This is a genomic window from Parasediminibacterium schistidii (assembly GCF_046546515.1).
GTDB lineage: Bacteria > Bacteroidota > Bacteroidia > Chitinophagales > Chitinophagaceae > Parasediminibacterium.
Genome location: NZ_JBKHKJ010000003.1, coordinates 171,769 through 191,441, shown reverse-complemented (window position 1 = coordinate 191,441; position 19,673 = coordinate 171,769). Strand labels below are relative to the sequence as shown.

The 19,673-nt window shown below is 41.7% G+C and carries 6 protein-coding genes; 3 read left to right on the top strand and 3 right to left on the bottom strand.

Features of this window, described 5'->3' with window-relative positions:
• Window positions 1–142 precede the first annotated feature (142 nt).
• Window positions 143–4,387: a hybrid sensor histidine kinase/response regulator transcription factor gene (locus ACHFIY_RS02865; RefSeq protein WP_410844544.1), complete on the top strand. Its 4,245-nt coding sequence runs from the start codon at window positions 143–145 to the stop codon at window positions 4,385–4,387.
• A gap of 175 nt (window positions 4,388–4,562) precedes the next feature.
• Here the strand turns inward: ACHFIY_RS02865 and ACHFIY_RS02860 are convergent, their stop codons facing one another.
• The 3 genes from ACHFIY_RS02860 to ACHFIY_RS02850 all read right to left on the bottom strand — a co-directional run bounded on the left by ACHFIY_RS02860 (window position 4,563) and on the right by ACHFIY_RS02850 (window position 6,205).
• Window positions 4,563–4,979, bottom strand: a complete 417-nt coding sequence (locus ACHFIY_RS02860) for a hypothetical protein (protein ID WP_410844543.1) — start codon at window positions 4,977–4,979, stop codon at window positions 4,563–4,565.
• 11 nt (window positions 4,980–4,990) lie between these two features.
• Window positions 4,991–5,344, bottom strand: coding sequence for a YciI family protein (locus ACHFIY_RS02855; RefSeq protein WP_410844542.1), 354 nt, complete (start codon window positions 5,342–5,344; stop codon window positions 4,991–4,993).
• A gap of 276 nt (window positions 5,345–5,620) precedes the next feature.
• Entirely contained in the window at window positions 5,621–6,205 is a 585-nt protein-coding gene (locus ACHFIY_RS02850) for a Crp/Fnr family transcriptional regulator (RefSeq protein ID WP_410844541.1), read from the bottom strand.
• A 928-nt stretch (window positions 6,206–7,133) separates the two neighbouring features.
• Here ACHFIY_RS02850 and ACHFIY_RS02845 point away from each other — a divergent pair.
• A complete protein-coding gene (locus ACHFIY_RS02845) occupies window positions 7,134–7,340 on the top strand; it encodes a hypothetical protein (protein WP_410844540.1) in 207 nt (68 codons plus the stop codon).
• A 385-nt stretch (window positions 7,341–7,725) separates the two neighbouring features.
• Window positions 7,726–19,623 (top strand): beta strand repeat-containing protein, encoded by an 11,898-nt coding sequence (locus ACHFIY_RS02840; protein ID WP_410844539.1) that lies wholly within the window; start codon window positions 7,726–7,728, stop codon window positions 19,621–19,623.
• The last annotated feature ends 50 nt before the right edge of the window (window positions 19,624–19,673 follow it).

Sequence of the window (19,673 nt, the reverse complement as noted above, 5' to 3'; positions counted from 1 at the left end):
TTCTCATTAAACTTGGGGAAAGTACCACCCAACTGGGGGAATCAATCAAATTAGGAAGGAGATTTTGAGTTAGGCCTTTGAAACTAGGAAAAGCGTCTTTTTGATGTGGCTAATTCAAAATGGCATTTAAATTGAATAGATAATGGGTAAAACCTCAAGAATACATCTTGATAAAGTAAATAACAAAGGCAATAATTCTTTGTTAGTTTTACGCCCCCATAATGTTGCCATTTTGATGAAACGATTGTTGTTGTTCCTATTTGTTGTTGCCAATACCTGTCCTGTTTTTGCACAGGATAAATTAACTGTTTCGCAGGAAAAAGCCATATTGCCGAGCCTGCTTTTTAAGCGTTTTTATACCTATAACGGTTTGCCAGACGAGCGGATTCGTTCCTTGTTCCAGGATAGCAAAGGGTTTTTATGGATAGGCACCATGAATGGCATTAGTCGTTATGATGGATATACATTTAAAAATTACTTCAGGTCGCAGGACAAGAACAGTATTATGGGCAACTGGGCTTATGATATTACCGAGGATGCGGCACACGATATATGGATTGCTACCAATGAAGGCCTTAGCAAATTTGAGCAGCAAAAAGAAACATTTATAAACTATTCTCTCCCAGGCAAAATACCTGCGCAGCAGAGTGGCAGGATCAATACCCTGCATTTTGACAAGCAAGGTATATTGTGGGTAGGGGGGAGGAATGGTTTGTTCCAATTTAATATACAAGAAGGCACGTTTAAAAAAATAGATATTCACCAACTTAATGGAAATATCACCAAGATAATAGCTGCATCAGGCAACGAGATATGGATAGCGATGGATGATGCCGTTGTCAATTACAATACCAATACTGGTAAATACAAAGTATTTGAAATTAAAGTAAAACCAGGCCCCTATGGGGATAAGGTATGGGCATTGCTTGAAAACAATAAAGACCTTTATATTGCCACTGCCGCCGAGGGGTTGATGGTGCTGCCTTATGACAAGGCTGCCAAATCGTACACGACTATAAAAAAATTCAACACATTTTCTGCCGGGGACGAATCGCTAGATGATACGCAGGTATTTGATATACGCACATCCCTTAACAATGATATATGGCTGGGCACATCCAAAGGCGTAGCCAAGATTGCCAAAAATGTGCAAGGGAAACAAGGCATTAGCTTTTACAGGAACAATATAGTGAACAGCCGAAGCATCAGCAGCGACAGGGTTTATAAGGTATTTATTGATAAAACAAACGTGCTTTGGTGCGGTACAGAAGTGGGTTTGAATAAATTAGACCTAAATAGTCTTCCTTTTCATTACTACACTTTTGCTAACCAAAAATTTGTAGACCAAATAAAAGGTATTTATACGGTAAATGGCAGCAATGTTTGGCTTTGCACGTTCAACAAGGGTTTTGTAAACTACGATATAGCTACCAATACTTCGCAATCGTACACGGTGGAGCCTGCCCAGTCTTTTTACAATTCCACCCGCTCCCTTTTTATTGACAATAAAAATATATGGCTTGGCACATTGAACGGGGTTTTAAAAGTGCCATCTAAAGGCACTTCTAGCTTCCAGAATGTATTGCCCGGCCATGTGGTATTTGCCATTATCCAAGACAGGAAGCAAAACATTTGGATAGGTACCAATAATGGGTTGTTTAAACAAAAGCCAGATGGTTCTATTATCAGCATTACTTTGAATCAAAACACAAACAACGTTGTTTCTTCTTTGTTTGTGCGCTCCGTTTTTGAAGACAGCAATGGCAATATATGGGTAGGTTTCGAGAATAGTGGCGTTGCCATGGTGGACATTGCCACCAATAAATTGAATATTGTTAGCGGCAACAAAAAAGGAGAAGCTATATTGGGCAATACCATTTACAGCATTACCGAGTACCCTAAAAATACAATATGGATGGGGTCGGAAAGTGGGCTTACAAAAGTAGCCTTGCCCACAAATGGAAGCAATTTTGCTGACGCTAATATAAAAACATATTCTGAGGAAAACGGCTTGCCCGACAAGTCGATAAGCGGCCTTTTGAGTGACGATGCCGGCAACTTATGGATAAGCACCATCAAGGGGCTCGTTAAGTTCGACATTCAAAAAGGGATATTCCAAAACTACCTGCCCAGCCTTTACTTTAGTTATAGTTGCTGCTACAAGCTTAGCAACCACCAGTTTTATTTTGGCACATCAGATGGCTTTATAACATTTGACCCCACCAAGGTTTTTACTGATGTGGAAAAGCCAACTGTTTCTATTTCAGACATTAAACTCTTTAACAAGCCTGTAAAAATTGATGAGCAATTTAATGGTCAAGTAATTTTGAAACAAGCCATTGGCGATACTAAGAAAATAGAACTTAACTACCGCAACAATGTTTTTACCATAGATTTTGCGGCTTTGCACTTTGCCAACCCTGAGAAAAACAGCTTTGCCTATAAAATGCAAGGCTTCGATAAGGATTGGATACAAGCTGCTGCCAACAACCGTAGTGCTACCTATACCAATTTAGATGCAGGTACCTACACTTTTAAACTAAAAGCTGCCAACTACTTGGGCGTTTGGAACAATGTGCCTGCCGAGTTACAAATTACTATTTTGCCGCCACCTTGGAAAACGTGGTGGGCTTATTTAATCTATACCATTATAGCAGTAGTAGTTTTCTATATTGTTAGCCGTTACACCCTTATCCAGATAAAACAAAGGCAACAACTAGTATATGAAAAAATAGAAAAAGAACAGCTAAGGAAGCTGGACGAGATGAAAACCCAGTTTTTTACCGATATTTCGCATGAGTTTAGGACACCGTTGTCCTTGATAGTGGGGCCGGCAGAGGAAATGCTATCATCGCAAGATCTACCAGCAGATGCCAAGCACAAAACACAACTTATCCACCGGAACAGTAAAAAACTTTTGTATTTGATTGACGAGCTAATGACTTTCCAAAAATTGGATGAAGGCAAACTGCAATTGAAGCCACAGCCATTGGAAATGGTGGCTTTTGTAAAAGAGGTATATCAAAATTTCCTGCACTTGGCAGAGAAAAAAGAAATCAATTTTACCCTTACAACAGATAGGGAACTATACCCAATGAACATTGACCCAGGCAAAATGGAAATGGTTTTGAATAACCTATTGTTCAATGCGTTTAAATATGTGCCGCAAAAAGGGACTATCAATATTAACATACTGCAAGCAGGTATTAATGCACTGCCATCTGTGCCAAAGTTAAAATTCGCAAACTGGCTCAGTATTTCCATTGAGGACAATGGCAAGGGAATATCCGATAATGATTTTAGCCATTTGTTTGAACGCTATTTCCAAAGCGACAATGCCTTGAAAGGAACGGGTGTTGGGCTCTCGTTGACCAAAAACCTAGTGGAGCTCCACAATGGCTTGATAACTGCCAAAAGCGAGCCTGGGGTAAAAACCAGCTTTTCATTTTACCTGCCTTTAGAAATTACACCTTTGGTTGTACAATCGAACATTAACAAGCTGGTGGAAAAGCAAATCACATTGGATTACAACGTGGATGATTTGATTGACGACAATATACTGGAAGGTGTTAGCCATTTCAAAACACAAAAAGCAAAAGATAGCCTGCTGCTGGTGGATGACAATATTGAAGTATTGGATTACCTTGAAATGGTATTTCAAAATAAATACAATGTGGATAGGGCAATAAACGGGCTGGAAGCATTGGAATACCTAAAAAACCATGAGCCAGATTTGATTTTGAGCGATGTGATGATGCCAGAAATGGATGGCATACAATTGTGTAAGGAACTGAAAACCAACATCAACACTAGCCATATACCTTTAATACTATTGACAGCAAAAGCCACCGTGGAAAATACATTGGCAGGCTTGCAGATTGGGGCAGACGATTATATTTCCAAGCCTTTTAACCCAGATATTTTAAAAGCCAAAGTGACCAATTTTATAGAGGGGCAGAAAAGAATTATTGAAAAATTTGTAAATGCAGACAATGGTGTTATTATACCTAAGGATATTGCCAAAAACCCATTGGACGAAGAGTTTTTGCAGAATGTGATGGATGCAGTTACCAAAAACCTAGATAATGAGGAGTTTAGCGTAGAGGAACTTGGAAGCATGGTGGCCATGAGCCGGAGCAATTTGTTCAGGAAGCTAAAAGCGGTAACAGGGCAAACGCCTATTGAGTTTATATATCATTTTAGGTTGAGGAAAGCAATGGAGATGTTGCTGGAACGCAAGCTAAGCGTATCGCAAATTTCGTATGAGGTAGGGTTTAAAAGCCCATCCTCGTTTACCAAGTCATTCAAAAAGCAATATGGCAAATCACCAACCAGTTTTTTAAACAATGCCATTGACGAGCAAAAAGAAAAATATTCTGATGCCTGATGAATATTAGCAATATATGTATTTAGGCAAATAGGCTAAAGTGGGTAAAAAGGAAAACGCATAGTTTTTGGTTATTGGTATTCTAAGACTTACCATTCTATAGAATCGGTAGTTTAATATAGTAAAGTTAAAGTTAAATAGCTGGGACAAAAAAATCCCAGCTACTTTTAGTTTTTTATCCAATAACCCGCTTGTCCTTTGCAACAAACTTTGCAAATGCCAGTAAAGCACCTGTTACCATAATGTTCCTAAAAAAGTTTACCATCTCCAATTCTTTTTCCCTGTCGATGCTTCCAGCCATGGCAGTAGCATCTAATTCATGCCCCATTGACCTAGGCAAGTGAACCAATAAGGCCATTAAAATTACATAAACTGCCATTAAGCAATAGGCTAATTTATCGAACTTGCCTATCACTGCACTTACTATGAAAAGCAAAATGCAAACGAGGGTAAAATAATTCCAAAAGTAAGGGAAGGGGATATAGTCTGGCACAAAGGCTGCACCAACATCTGGCTTGCCAAGGTGCAAGCCCACATACAACAAAAAAGATAATGGGAAAATATATCTCCCTAGATTTAATATTTTATCCATAGTTTGAAATTTTAGTTGGTTGGGAATGGTATTAATGGCCTAATTTCTACTGAGCTATTTGGGTATTTTAGGATGGGGCAAGCCTTGCTCCAGGCTTGCACTTCTTCCAAGCTATCAGCTTTGCAGATTAAAAACCCAGAAACCAAAACGCTATTTGCTTGTTTGTGGGGGCCTTCTACTAAGCCATCGTTGCTTACTAAGGAAGCGGTATATTCAATGGGTGCAGTATAGACCAATTTGCCCTGCATGGCAATTTTGCCAATCCATGATTGCCACTTGGGCATGTCTTCCGCCATGTCTTGGGAAGTGGCTAAATAACCGTTTTCGGCACTGGCATTCCTGAATAACAATAAGTACTCTTTCATTTTTGTATTTTTAAAGTTTGAATGATGGAACAAAAATGAAGCGAATAATTTTGTTGAATGATGACAAAAGTCTATGTTTTTTACCACAAGGCTAACAAGGAATAGGAAGCAAAAAGGTGCACGTGATTAGGTATATAAAAGGCAAAAAGAGTAGGTACAATTTCCAATGTAATAGCAGGGTTTTCAGATAGCATTGTGTACTATCCGTTTAAACATTGGCCTATTTTATTTAGTGTGCTTTGTTTTAATACTTTGTAAGCCTTGTGGTTAAATTATTTACAACTTGGCCTTTAGTCGGCTAAAAACATCTTTGTTGATGCCTAAATACGATGCAATGAGTTTGCTGGACACTCTTGTCATTAGCTTGGGCCTAAATTCCATTAGCCACTTTATTCTGTCCAATGCAGAGAGCGCCACAAACGTATTGATGCGATAAACAGAGTTTGCATACGATGTTTCAAGGATTTGTTTGTACACTTTATCGAACTGTGGTACGGTCTCCATCATTTTTTGAAATCCTTGCCTGTCTATTGCCAGCAAATCGCAGGGTTCAATAGTCTTGATGTTTTCGGTAGCGGGCTTGCCGCTGCCAAAGCTGATTAACTCTGAACACCAAGTGCCTTCTGTTACTATATCCCTAGTTGTTTCGTTCATGTCATGGTCATAAACAAAAACTTGAAGGCAGCCTTTGGCTATAAAGTAAACGTACTTGCAAACTTCCCCCTCCCGCACTAAAAATTTATTCCTGTCTACTTTCAAAGGCTTGAAGCAATGTAGAACTGCGTCTAAATTGTCTATATCGGTACCAAGCCTGCCAATGATATGTTGCCGTAAAATGTCTATCATTTGAAGCGGGTGCATAAAAGTTTTTCGCTTTTTTATTAAAAAATCAACCTAGCCAACCTTATCCCTCCCGAAAGACCGGGACTAGTTACCCAAAGGAAAAGGTAACAGGAACAGGGCAAGGAGACAATATTTGTATATTTTTTATAATATATTTTTTATCTTGCTTTTATTAAAATAGTTTCAGTTTTGCCATTTTTATGGGGTTTTCACTCTGTTTCTTTTTTTGAAAAATTGTTTCCTCGCTTGTAAGTCATTGATTATCAACAATAACACCAAATTTTTGTGCGTGATTTATGCTTATTTTGTGCTTATTTTATGCTTATTTTGTGCTTGGTTTATGCGTATTTTATGCTCATTTTGTGCCTGATTTGTGCGTATTTTACAGCCATACATACAAGACCAAATTTTGCAACTAGAACTATCTTAATATTAGTAAAAAAAGAGCTACGGTTGGGATGCCAAGACACTAGTTTAGAAATTAATTTATATCAAGTGCATTTCTAGCATAAAGATAAGGTTTTTATAGATTTGGGGCTAACAGGACAAAGCGAAAACTTTTATGTACCCTATATAGCCCAAAATAAAAATCCTATATGGGCGAAATATTCCCCAATATAGGATACTTGTCGAGTTCCAAATATGAAGACATTGAATTAAATATTTCCTGTTTCTGCCAAAAATAAAACAACAAAAAAAGAAATTTTGAAATGCACCGAATTAATGAAACAATATGGTAGCCACATAAATCCTGGTAAATGTGTTTAATAATTTTGTTAACTGACTTTCCTCCAAAAGGGCGATATTTAATATAGGATGAATAGTAGCAATATTTTTAATAACCTTTTTTTTAAATATTATCTTCACAGTAAAATGGCTCAAGTTCTAGTTTTCTGATACATTTGAGCTATCAATAAAACGTTATTATAGTAAAAATTTATACAAAATGAAACTATTGCTCCCCAATCCTGGAATGCTATATTGGTCTATTTTCGCAATTGTAAGTTTTGTAATGTTAATGGCTGGGCTGGTGAAGCTTTTAATAAACGATAACCAAGGAACCAAAACAAAACTTGTGGTTGTAGGATTGGTGGGCATATTGTTTGTGCCAACTTTTGGCGGATTGTTTTATCTAACAAATGGCCGGCGGTAAAATATTGTAAAATGATAACATGTCTTTTTCGCCACAAAACTCTAAGTAGTATAACGTGTTTAAGCAAATAAAAGATTGTTTTTGTTTGCGTAGTATAAAACAAATCCCTGTAAGCACCACTTTGGAGGTTACAGGAATTGGTTTTGGGGTATAGTGCGATGATGGGTCGATAGCTTTATCAAAAAATACCTTTGCCGTTTTAAAAAGGGCAGGAAGTAAGCCCAATCCCTGCGACACACAATCATGGCTCACACAAACCATTGTTTGCAACATGCAGCAATGTGAATCTGTATTTAAAGTTATTTCTTTGTATTTTGTATTACAGGGATATGCCTTATGATACGTTGCCCGATTGTTATCATAGCTTTAATTGTTACATAGCCGTATGAAAATTAAATATACCCAATCCTTTGCCCTTGCCGTTTGTCTGCTTGTTTCGACAATAAGCTATGCCCAGTATTACCCAGGGGGCTTTGCGAAAAGCAAGATAAATATTTGGCTAGATGCTGCAGACTCATCAACTTTAACAAGGGATAGTGCAGGCTTTGCTGGCAACGTAACTACTTGGAAAGACAAGGCAAATAATTTATCGGCCACACAAGGTACTTCAGCAAACAGACCGCATTACACTACTCAAAATGGCAAAACCCTTGTGGAATTCAACGGTACAAAAAATCTTGACATTGCTGCCAATGCCTTAGGTGCACCACAAAACGGCTATAATCTGGCGCAAGTAGTTTATGTATATCCAGACATTTCTACTTCTTTGACTGATTTTAGAGTATGTACCTATAGCACTAATAATGTGGCCACACAGGGTGTGCCACAAATTGGCATTAAATATCTTTCTGGTACAGGGAATAACAAATTTGTGGTTTCGGCTATAAGGAACAATACAGGTTATTATTATACAAGCTACAATGACCTTAGGGGGCAATGGTGCCTGCCCGGCAACTACACTCCAGGCAATTTGCCTACTACTAGTAGCCTTGCCTTTAGCAATTATTACTATAATGGTGGAGGTACCCTTTCTTCAAACGGGGCAGTTACACCACCTTCAACTTTAACAACAACTATTGGGAACAGATACCAATTTACCAATTCCGTTCATTGGGGCATCAGCGAAACAGTATTGGCTGGCTACGATACCAAAACATCAGGCAAGCGCATCATCGATTTGTATTTGGCTACCAAGTGGGGCATGTTGGATACGCTCATCAATTCGTATGGGCAATTGTACTATCCACCCAACCCTGCATTCAACAATAACCTTGTAGGCATAGGCATTGAAGCCGCCGGAGATACGACCAATGCAACAGGATCCAACAATGGGCTTGGCTTGCAAAATATCAATGGTGTGTCTGGCTTTTTACGCAAACAGGGCAGCTACATAATGGCAGCGGATAATGCGTTGACTGGCAATGTAAGCATGGCAACTGGCATTACCCGTTGGAACCGTGCTTGGTATGTGAGCAAAACCGACCTTTCAAATTATGGTGGGTTACTGAATGTGTTTTTCGATTTCACCACCTATGGCCAAGCAGGAGCATTAGACACTGCCAACAATAGCTACTATTTGCTTTATAACCCCACCAATGGCTATTTTAATAGCGATAGCAACTATATAGTACAAGTAACTTCCTATCAACAAATAGCTGGAAGTAAGCAATTGTCTTTCTTGTTGGATGGGCTTAACCTGAAAAACGGGTTTTATACTATTGTTTATGCCCCTAGAAACACTAGTGTTGCAGCAATACCTAATTTGGCCACTTTTATTCCAGCAACCATTTCCATAAGCCCTTCACCTACTATCCCTTCCGTTTATGCTGGCAACACTTTCAACTATGTTCAAATAGATTCCTCCTCAATCACTTATCCCGTTGCTTATTATAAGATTTACGCTTCTGTCAATGGCGGGGCATTAACAGCCATTGATAGTACCGTTGGCACACCCACTTATTACCCCCACTATAACCTTACCAATGGCAATAGCTATAAATATAAGATAAGCGCAGTGTATGCCCCTGGCAAGGAAAGTAATTTGTCTGATTCTATTATTGGCGTGCCCAATAACAATACCCCACAATGGCTAATATTTCCACAATACAGCGAATCTGGAAAAATATTCATGGCAGCATCGGCCCCGTTGGCCGGGCTTCCCTTAAAGTTTTATTTTGACAATGTTGCTGGTGGTGGGCATTCTAGTGGCTACCAAAAGGCTACCAATTTCACTGACACTGCCCTCACCAATGGCAATACTTATAGCTATCGGTATAAGTTTATGGACACTGTGAAAGGCGTGTCAACAGAGTCGGGCTGGTCAGCAACGCAAACGGTGTTGTTATCCGATTCTGCACAGGGTGGTTATACATTCAACATGACCTACCTTGACCCTAATACCGCTTATGCCCCTTATGGTATAGGCCCTGCAACTATTTTGCCTTCTAACCAAGACATGACAGGCTTGCGGTATATCAAGCATGTGCCAGCAGTAGGGCAGCATCCCCGCATCTATTGCAGCCCTTCAGATTCCACAGAAATCAGGTATCGGTTAAAAAATACCCCTGCTGGTATTGCCGCATCACGTTTTATACACGCCTACACAACATTGGTCCAATTAGGTTTTTCAGGGTATAGTAAAACTGCTTATTATAATAAGGATACTTTGGGCAACCAGTACTTTACCAATGTGGGGGCAATAGATACAAAGACACTTTATGACTCCTTGTATTTGGGCGATATTGGGGTTACAAACAATTATGCTAATTTATGGGGCGGCAATTATGCAAAAATGGCTTATAACTTCTCGCACGAAGCCATGGAATGTTGGATATACAGGAACCAAACAGACACAGTTACCAATACATCTTATGCTACCCGTGCCAAAAAACTGGCAACTGCTTTAACTGTTTGGGCAAGAAAGGTAATTGCAGACACTACCATTGTCCCGGCCTTGAACATGAGCAATTTTGGTGGCTTGCACAATGCCATGGCTTATGACTTTTTATACGATCAAATGACTAAAGTGCAGCAAGACACTGTGCGCATGGCCATTTTAAAAACATTGCCTGATAGCAGCAAAGAACACGGTGCTTGGGCACCATCCTATACCACCACCACCAACTGGGCTACATTCGGAGGTGAAATTATTTGCAATATAGCAGTAGAAGGCGAGCCTGGCTATGCAGCCAAAGACTCTGGACTGTTGAGAGGCTGGGTAAAAACGGTATGGAATTTTTTGACTTATGGTATTTATCCAACAGGGGATATGTATGAAGGCATTGGGAAAAATCGCCTTAACGAGTTTTTATTGGTTGCCATGGCAAAAAGAGGATTTAGTTTGCTTGGTCATCCCAATATTCGAGCTTATGCACAGAAATATTTACCTGCGGTAGTTCAGCCATTCGGCTATTCATTGATAGGTACAGATATATTGGGCGGCACGGGTACCAACAGCCCATCTACAGGCGGGTGGAAACATACGTTCATGGATTTAGGTGGTTTGAAATGGGCTTTCCCAGCGGATAGTTCGGTGGATTTTATATGGAAAAATGCCATGCAGCGTCAGTATGCCAATCAGACAGGCATAACTAATAATTATTATGCTTATAATAATACAACCTGTGGCGATAATTATGGGGCAGGTTTCAATACACATGTGCCAGGATTGCTATTTGCCTCCAACTATTTCGCTGCCCCTGTAACCAGCTATGCACAAGCAGCACTAAGCAACAATAAATTCTATTTCGATTCATTAGGTGGGCAAGCCGTGATGCGTAGTGGGTTTGATTCTACATCGTCCATGGTGTTTTTTGCGTGTAGGCAAGATGGGGGAGGGCATACTTATGCTAATAAAAATGAAGTGTTGTATAGTGCATTGGGACGGATTTGGTTCCCTAGGGTTACCACCATTGCTAGTGGGCAATCTACATTTGATTTAGTATCCACTACACAGGTGTCCAGTGCAGTGTTGGTGAACGATTTGGGCGTTTCGCCAGATACAGGCACTTCATGGTCTTCGGGTGTTGCACCAGGCAGGATGGTATTCTATAAAAAAACAGACAGCATCATGACCATTGCTGGGGATGCTACCCACGCTTATAGTTATCAATGGAACAATTCGGGTTTTGGGGGCTTGCTGTATGACAACCCACTATTAAGCCCGCCATCAGTTAATAAAATTAACGATGGATACAATAAATATCGATATAGCCCTTTCTATTCTTTTGACAACATAGCACTGTATAACCGGTTGACATTCACAGACAATTTCACGCCGCCATACTATTATGTGCGAGCGGTGGAGCGGCCTTACTTTAATGGGATACTGAAAAAGGTATTCAGGACAGTTGCCATGATACAGGCCACGAACCCTTATGTAATAGTGGCAGATGATGCACAGAAAGACAATGCTTCCAGCAATTATAAATGGATTACGCCTATTGCGCCTGATTTAAGCGTGGATACCACATATGCCAACCTTAGCAACAACAACTATAAGTTTGACGTAGTTTTAAAAGAGCCGAGTGCCACAGGCAATAGACGGTTATTGATAAGGGTATTAAATGCCACTGGTGCCATCAGCAGCACCCTTGCTGGCGGAATTGATTCTACTACATATACCTCCACTGGGTTAAGAAGGTTTAAAATAGAGGCAAATGCGGTTGACCCCCAATTTAAAGTATTACTATTCCCTTTTCAATATGGTGATGCACTTCCTGTAACTACTTGGAGCGCTGATAAAAGCAAAGTTTATATTACCAATGCAGGCGTAACCAATACCATTTCCTTTAGCTTGGATAGTGCAGGCAGGACAAATATTGGGCTTAATTCTGGCGATACAGGCATTAGCTGGACGGGGGCTATTGATACAATCTGGAACAAATCGGGCAACTGGGCAACTGGCGTAATTCCTGCTGCAACAGACAATGTGGTAATCCCTTCCACTGGCATTACCAATATGCCCGCCATTACCAATGCCATTGCTTATGCAAATAAAATATCTATACAAACAGGGGCAACCTTGAGGGTTGATTCTGTGCTGCAATTGGCTGGTGATATGACCCTGCAAGGAAGCATTGTGGGGCTTGGCATAATCAAAACCAGCAGCAACTCCACTTCACCATTCCCTGCTGCGCAAACATGGAATGTGAACATAGAATACAATAAATCTACTGGTGGCCAAACGATAGTGGGGGGTACTTATAAAAGGCTATCGGTGAATGCAAGTACGGCTGGTAGCACTTCCACTGCTGCTGCCAATTTGGTAGTGAATGGCGTACTGAACATTGCTACAGCCAACACGTTGAACATGGGAAGTTATAACCTTTCGGGAACTGTAACAACTGCTACAGGAACTGGTATTTTACAAACCCAAAGCACCACCAACCCGTGCATACCAAGTGGGGTAACATGGGCTGGGCAGGTGCAGCTTAATTCAGCGAGCGGACCGCAATACATACCCGCTGGCACTTATCAAAACCTGAATGTAAACACAAGCTCATTTGGTACCATCACTGCTACTGGTAATGTATCTGTTATAGATACTTTGAAATTGGCTACTAAGTCAACCCTTGACTTGGGTACTAATCTACTTGGCGGCACACTAAAAATAGTAAGTGGCAATGGCACTTTACGTACTGCCAATAATACTACCACAGGTGCCTTGCCCCCTAATGCCACTTGGGCTGGCAATGTTGTTTATTATAGCAGCAGCACCCAAACCGTTGCCCCAGGCACATATGTAAGCCTTGATATGTCTGGTGGCAACAATGGGCCAAGGGTATTGGGAGGAAGCAGCTATCCTACAGGCATTATTAATTTAACAGGGTCGTTGGTGGCAACTACTGGAACAGTCACGCCCAACCAAACCACCGTTGTTTTTAAAGGCAACCAACAAACAGTGCCTGCCATGCAGTTCTACAACCTAGACTTGACAGGTGGCTTTGCAACGGCATTTGTAAATGCACCAGTTTATGTAAGCAACGTATTTACACCTAGCTCCATTACAGATGCTGGCGGCTTGGGCACTATTGTTTTCAACGGCGTTGCTGCACAAACAGTCCCATCCTTTGGCTATAATGGGTTAACACTTACTGGTGCTAGGGCTGGCAATATTTCTATACCCAGTACTTTAAACATAACGGGCAATTTATCATTAGCGGGCTTGTCTTTTACTAGTGGTAGCCTCTCATTTACGGGCAATACCATCAATTTGAGTGGTGCTGCTGCAGAAGCCATCGATGGCAATGCGGCTTATCCTTACAATAATATAACAATAGCTAATACCGCAGGTGTTGTTACATCAAGTACCGACCTTGCCATCAATGGGGCATTAACCATTAACGCTGGAGCAATCTTAGACATAGGTAATGGACAATTAGCTGGTTCAGGTATTTCTATCACCAACAATGGCACCATCCGCACTCAAAATACGGGTACAACACCTATACCAAGCGGTATTAGTTATGGCGGTACTGTAAAATACAATAGCACCACTGGCACGCAAAATATTGTGGCTACTACCTACAATAATTTGGATATATCCGGCGGCACAACAGGCGGAAGGATACTGCCCAATGGTGGCACGGTAACCATTACCAGCAATTATTTGCCTAATACGTCTGGCACATTAACCACAACAGGTTCAACAGTAGTATTTTCTGGAGTGAACAGCCAAGCGATTAATTCCGCAACCAGTTTTACCAATCTTCAAATCAATAAAACAAATACCACCAATGCCTTAAACATCAGTGGTGCTGTTTCCGTTTCTGGCGTTTTCTCCCTAACAAAAGGAAGAGTAACAACTACGGCTACCAATACGTTCACACTTACCAATTCCGCAACCCTCAGTGGTGGCAGTGCCATTGCATATATAGATGGCCCATTGGTAAGAACAGTTGCGGCAGGTAGCACAAGCTATCCATTCCCTGTAGGTATTTATGCCTCTTCTACCGATTATTACTTGCCCGATACCATCACGGCTACTAGTGCTGCAGGCAATATCACTATTGCCGCATTCAATGGCAGCACGGGTGGAACGGCAGATGGTACAACCGTTAACTCTATAAGCAATAACGAATATTGGCGTGTAAGTTCCAGCGTTGCAAACACCATCGGCATTGCTATTACCCCCATCAGTTTAGGCAGCAATAAAGTGATAGCCCAAGGCAGTAGTAGCACCACGCCAGCAGCCACTTATAGCTTCAAAGGTGGGGCGTATAACAATACCAGCATTACTACCACTGGTTTAGCTTTGTCAGCCAATACCAATACTTACCTAGTAGCGGCTGTTGCCACCATTGCAGCACCTGCTATTACCGGCGTGAGTTCTTGTGTGCCATTGACTGCTGCCAATAGCTTTTATGCACGTGACACCATTACCATCACAGGCACAGGTTTCGAAACAGGCAGCGTAGTTACTGTGGGTGGGCAATCAGCTACTGTTTTAAGTACTTCTGGTGTACCTATTTCTTTGAAGATATTGGTAAACACATCTGCAAGTAACAATACAATTACCGTAAGTAACTCTGGTGGCACTACTACCAACACTAGCCTAGCAACTTTTATAAATGGCTACGCCACCCGGTATGATGGTTCTTTTGGCACAGGCACTACATGGCTAGGTGCAAGTACACCCTCTTCTAATTTTACGGCTACTATAAACAATGCTGTATCTATTGGTAGTACAGTATCGGGCATCAACAATTTAACGGTAAGCAATGGCGCATCCCTTTCCAACGCAAACGCAGGGGTAACCTTTAATGCAGGTGCAACTATTACCAATAATGGCAGTTTTACGTTTACTTCCAATACCACCACGTTTAATGGTGCTGCCACCATCAATGGAACAACAGCAATTAGCTTTAATAGCATTATCACAGGCAATACTTTAACTTTTAATACTGCCCCAACCATCAATGGTACGCTTAGTTTAAATAGTGGGGCATCTATTGCTGGTAATAGCCCCAATTACGGCAGCAGCTCTACCATTGCATATAATACAGGTGCTGTTACCAATCCCGGAGTAGAATGGGTAAGCGGTGCTGCAAGTGGCGCGGGTGTACCTGTGAATGTAACCATTGGCACATCAGCCTCAAACACGGTAGTTAGTTTCGGATCTGCTACTGCCTATCGCCAAATAACTGGTGCTTTAACCATTAGTGCTGCCACAACAGGCAACGGCTTAGTGTTAAGTACAGCAAGCGGTGGAGACTTAAAAGTAACTGGGGGTAATGGCATTAGTGCCACTCAAGTAGCTTCAAGTGCCTATAACAGTGCCCCTGGTGGTCTTGTTTGCAATGGCAGGATGGTGTATTTCAATGCGGCTTCTGGTTCGCAGTCGCTTACAGGGCCTGCTACAGGTAATCCTTTGTCGCTGGATTATGTAACCATTGGGGTAAACAATACTTCCACCACTACCATTAATTTGGGAAGCGATATTGCTATTACGGCTATAAATGGTGGCGATCCTGTTACATTAACCAATTTGGGGACAACCAATTATATCAATTCAAATAACTCAGCAGTTTCCACCAGGAATATCACTTTAGGTACGGCTGGGCAAACTTGTACTGGCTCAGTATATATTAGAGCTGGTGGCACAAATACATCCTCTCTCACAATCAATGGTAATGGAACGGGGTCGTTAAATATAAATATTGACAATGGAGGCGGCAATGCCTATCTAAATGCTTTGGTTATCAATAATGCTAATGTTTCGCTTTTGAAACCAATTACATACGTAAAATCTTTCACACTAAGTGCGGGCAGTTTCAATGTGAACAGCCAAAACTTTACAGATTCTAGCACGGCAAATATCGGTTCTGGATCAAGCACCACAACAGCAACGTTTACCTTACCAACTACTTCTGGAACCTACAAATTTGTAGGGGGAGTAAACATCAATTCCGATGGTGTTTGGAGTAACACAGGCAACAATGCAAATGTTACTTTCCAAGGTGGCATCAGCAACAGCGGCACATTCACGGCAGGCACTGGTACTTATACGTTTAATACCAATAGCCAAGCAATAGCAGGAACGCTATCTATCCCTAATGTAACGGTAACCAGCCCTACTGTGGTTACCAATAATGGCACACTTACAGTTTCAACTGCATTGTCTGGCACAGGAAGCTTAACCCAAGGGTCAAACAGCACCTTGAACTTGGGTGGTACCTATACTATTGCAAGCATGGCCGACACAGCAACAGGCAACACGGTAAACTTTAATGGCACAGGGGCGCAAAACATACCTGCCAATAGCTACTACCATTTGTCTATTGGTGGCAGCAGGGGTACAAACAGTGTTACGTTGGTAAATGGTAGCACTATCAATATTGCGGGCAATTATATTGCTTCCGCAAGCTTTTCTACTGGCAATTATATTGTTACCAATAATACCATCAACCTGAATGGCACAGCCAGCCAGTCGATTGGGGCAACAACTTTAAATAGTCTAACGATTAACAATGCCGCTGGGGCTACATTAAATAGTGCTGCCACCATTATGGGGACACTTACACTTACAAGTGGCAATATAGCACTTGGCAATAATAATTTAACTATTAATAGTGGCAGTGCAATTGCTTCTGCCTCATCTTCCAGCTACATCGTTACCAATGGCACGGGAAGGCTTGTGCGCAAAGCGGTTTCCACGGCTACTGCATTTCCTTTAGGCACTAGTACATCCTACTCACCTATCAACATTACAAATAACATTGCCTCGGATATGACGGTTGGTGTTAGCCCCACTATAACCAATGCCGTTTCGGATTATTCTAAGATTGTAAACTTGCAATGGTCTGTTGCTGCGGCAACTGCTACCAGTTCTACTACCTTGCTTTACCAGTTCAACACGGCAGACCAAGCAACATCTTTTGCAGTTGGCAATAGTTGCGAGGTAGGTATTTATAATACTTCTTATGCTACTAGCACTATTGGCACGCCAGCCTCCCTTGGAGGCAATGCTTATAGCCTCACAAAATCGGGGCTTGCATTTGCTGCTAATACTACTTATTTAAGCGTTTTGGGTAATGTGAATTCAGTAGTTAATAATTGCACGCCTGGTAGTTATGTAGGTGCCAATGGTGGGGATGCCAATAGCGTAGGCAATTGGTGCGGTGGCTTGCCTACTTCGTCTACCAATGTAATCATTGCAACAAATGTCCCTAAGCTAACTACTAATTTATCAGTTAATAACCTTACCCTGTCTTCAGGGCTGAATTTGAATGGGTACAACCTTACTGTGAATGGTGTCTTGTCAGGTACAGGCACCATAACTGGGTCAGCCTCCTCGGGCATAACCATGCTGGGTACTGGCACATTGAATTTTGACCAAACCACGCCCGGAACCACCAATGTATTGGATACCTTGGTGGTGAATAGCAGCGGCACGGTTGCCTTGGGCAATGGGCTGAACGTAATTAACATTGTGAAGCCAACCGCAGGTATTTTGGCATCCGGTGGCAACCTAACGCTTGTATCCAATGCCACAACAGGCACGGCAAGGGTATCGCAAGGTGGTATCAATGGGGGGTATATTACTGGAAAAGTTACCCAACAATTGTATATACCCTCTAAAACAGCACGCAAATCAAGCTATATAGGCAGTACTGTAACACAACGTGTAGATAGCGCATGGCAGCAGCAAATCTATATCACAGGTACTGGCACGGGTGGCACAGTCTGCGGCACTGGCGGTAGCAAGTTCAACAGCAATGGTTTTGACAAAACGCAAAGCAACAAGCCAAGCATGTACACTTGCCAAGCTGTGGCAGTAAATGGCAGCAGGTGGATTTCTGTGCCCAACACCAATGCCACGCTGCTCACGCCAGGCACGGGGTACTCGATGAACATAAGGGGCGACAGGAACACGGGCAGCTGTGCCGACCAGCTAAACAGCCTTACCCCTGCAGCACCAACAAGCGTTGTGCTAAGTGCAACAGGTCTGCTTGCACAAGGGCCAGTAACAGTAGCTTTGAACGATACTTCAAATTACCTTTATTCATTATTGGCAAACCCGTATCCTTGCCAGATGCGGTTTACAGCTTTCCAAGCTGCTAACCCAGCAATTAACAACAAAATGTGGACATACAGCCACTATGGCAATGGCAATTATACTACCTATTCAAACGGATTGGTTACCAATGCGGCAACGGGGTACAACGATACAAAAGGTGATTTCATTGCCATAGGGCAGGCATTTTTTGTGGAAGCGAATAAAACAGGAACATCCGTCACGTTCAGGGAAACGCACAAAATAGACTCCACAATACCCAACTTTAGCTATTTTGGCACAAGCAACGAGCAATTAATCAGGATGGGCATGTACACTACAAATGACACGCTGCTTGACGAGGTTGCGGTGCGCTACCACAGCCAAGGCACCAAAGGATACAACCCAACATGGGATGCCACGTCTTTTGACAGTGGCACACAAACCTTGTGCATACAGAAAGACAGTGGCTACCTGCTGGCGATAGCGACCCGCCCATTAGGGTTGAAGAAAGACACGGTGCGGTTATCTGTGGCAAGCACTGTGCCAGGTAGTTTCCGCTTCCGTTTCACGGGCTTGGTTGGTTTTGATAGCACTACCGATATTGTGCTGCTGGATAATTTGCTAGGCACACGGCAAAACATTACGATCAGCCCTTTGTATGATTTTGCCATTACAAGCGACACGAACAGCAGGGGCAAAGGGCGTTTTGTGCTCGTAATAGGGCAAGCAGGCACATTGCCAGTAACTTTTACAGGGCTGGATGGCAATATAGTAAATGGCAAAACAGTGCTAAATTGGGGTGTTGCCAATGAGGCCAACATTAGTAGCTATGTAGTGGAAAAAAGTATTGATGGGTTTGTCAATAAGGGGATTGCCACTGTAAAAGCTGCCCATCAACAATCTTATACAGCCATTGACCCAAGCCCAGATGAAGGTGCAAACTATTATAGGGTAAAAGCATTGGGACTAGATGGCAGTGCTAGCTACAGCAATACAATTCAGGTTCAATTCTCGGGCAGCAACCCTCAACTTAGCTTGTACCCTACCTTGATTGTGGCTAATGCCTTTAACCTGCACTTTAAAAATATGCCGGCAGGCACGTATAATATAGTCGTTTACAACCTGCTTGGCCAAGCTGTGCTGTCTAAAACAATACAATATGCAGGAGGTGAAGCTACCCAAGCTATTGATTTTGGCAACAGCAAAGTAGCATCAGGGGCTTATGAGGTACAGGTAACAAATAAGGGCAGCAACATAAAAAGGATGAAAGTAGTAGTGGAGTAAGATGTTATAATACCTTAATTTCAACCCAATTAAATGCAAATACATATATA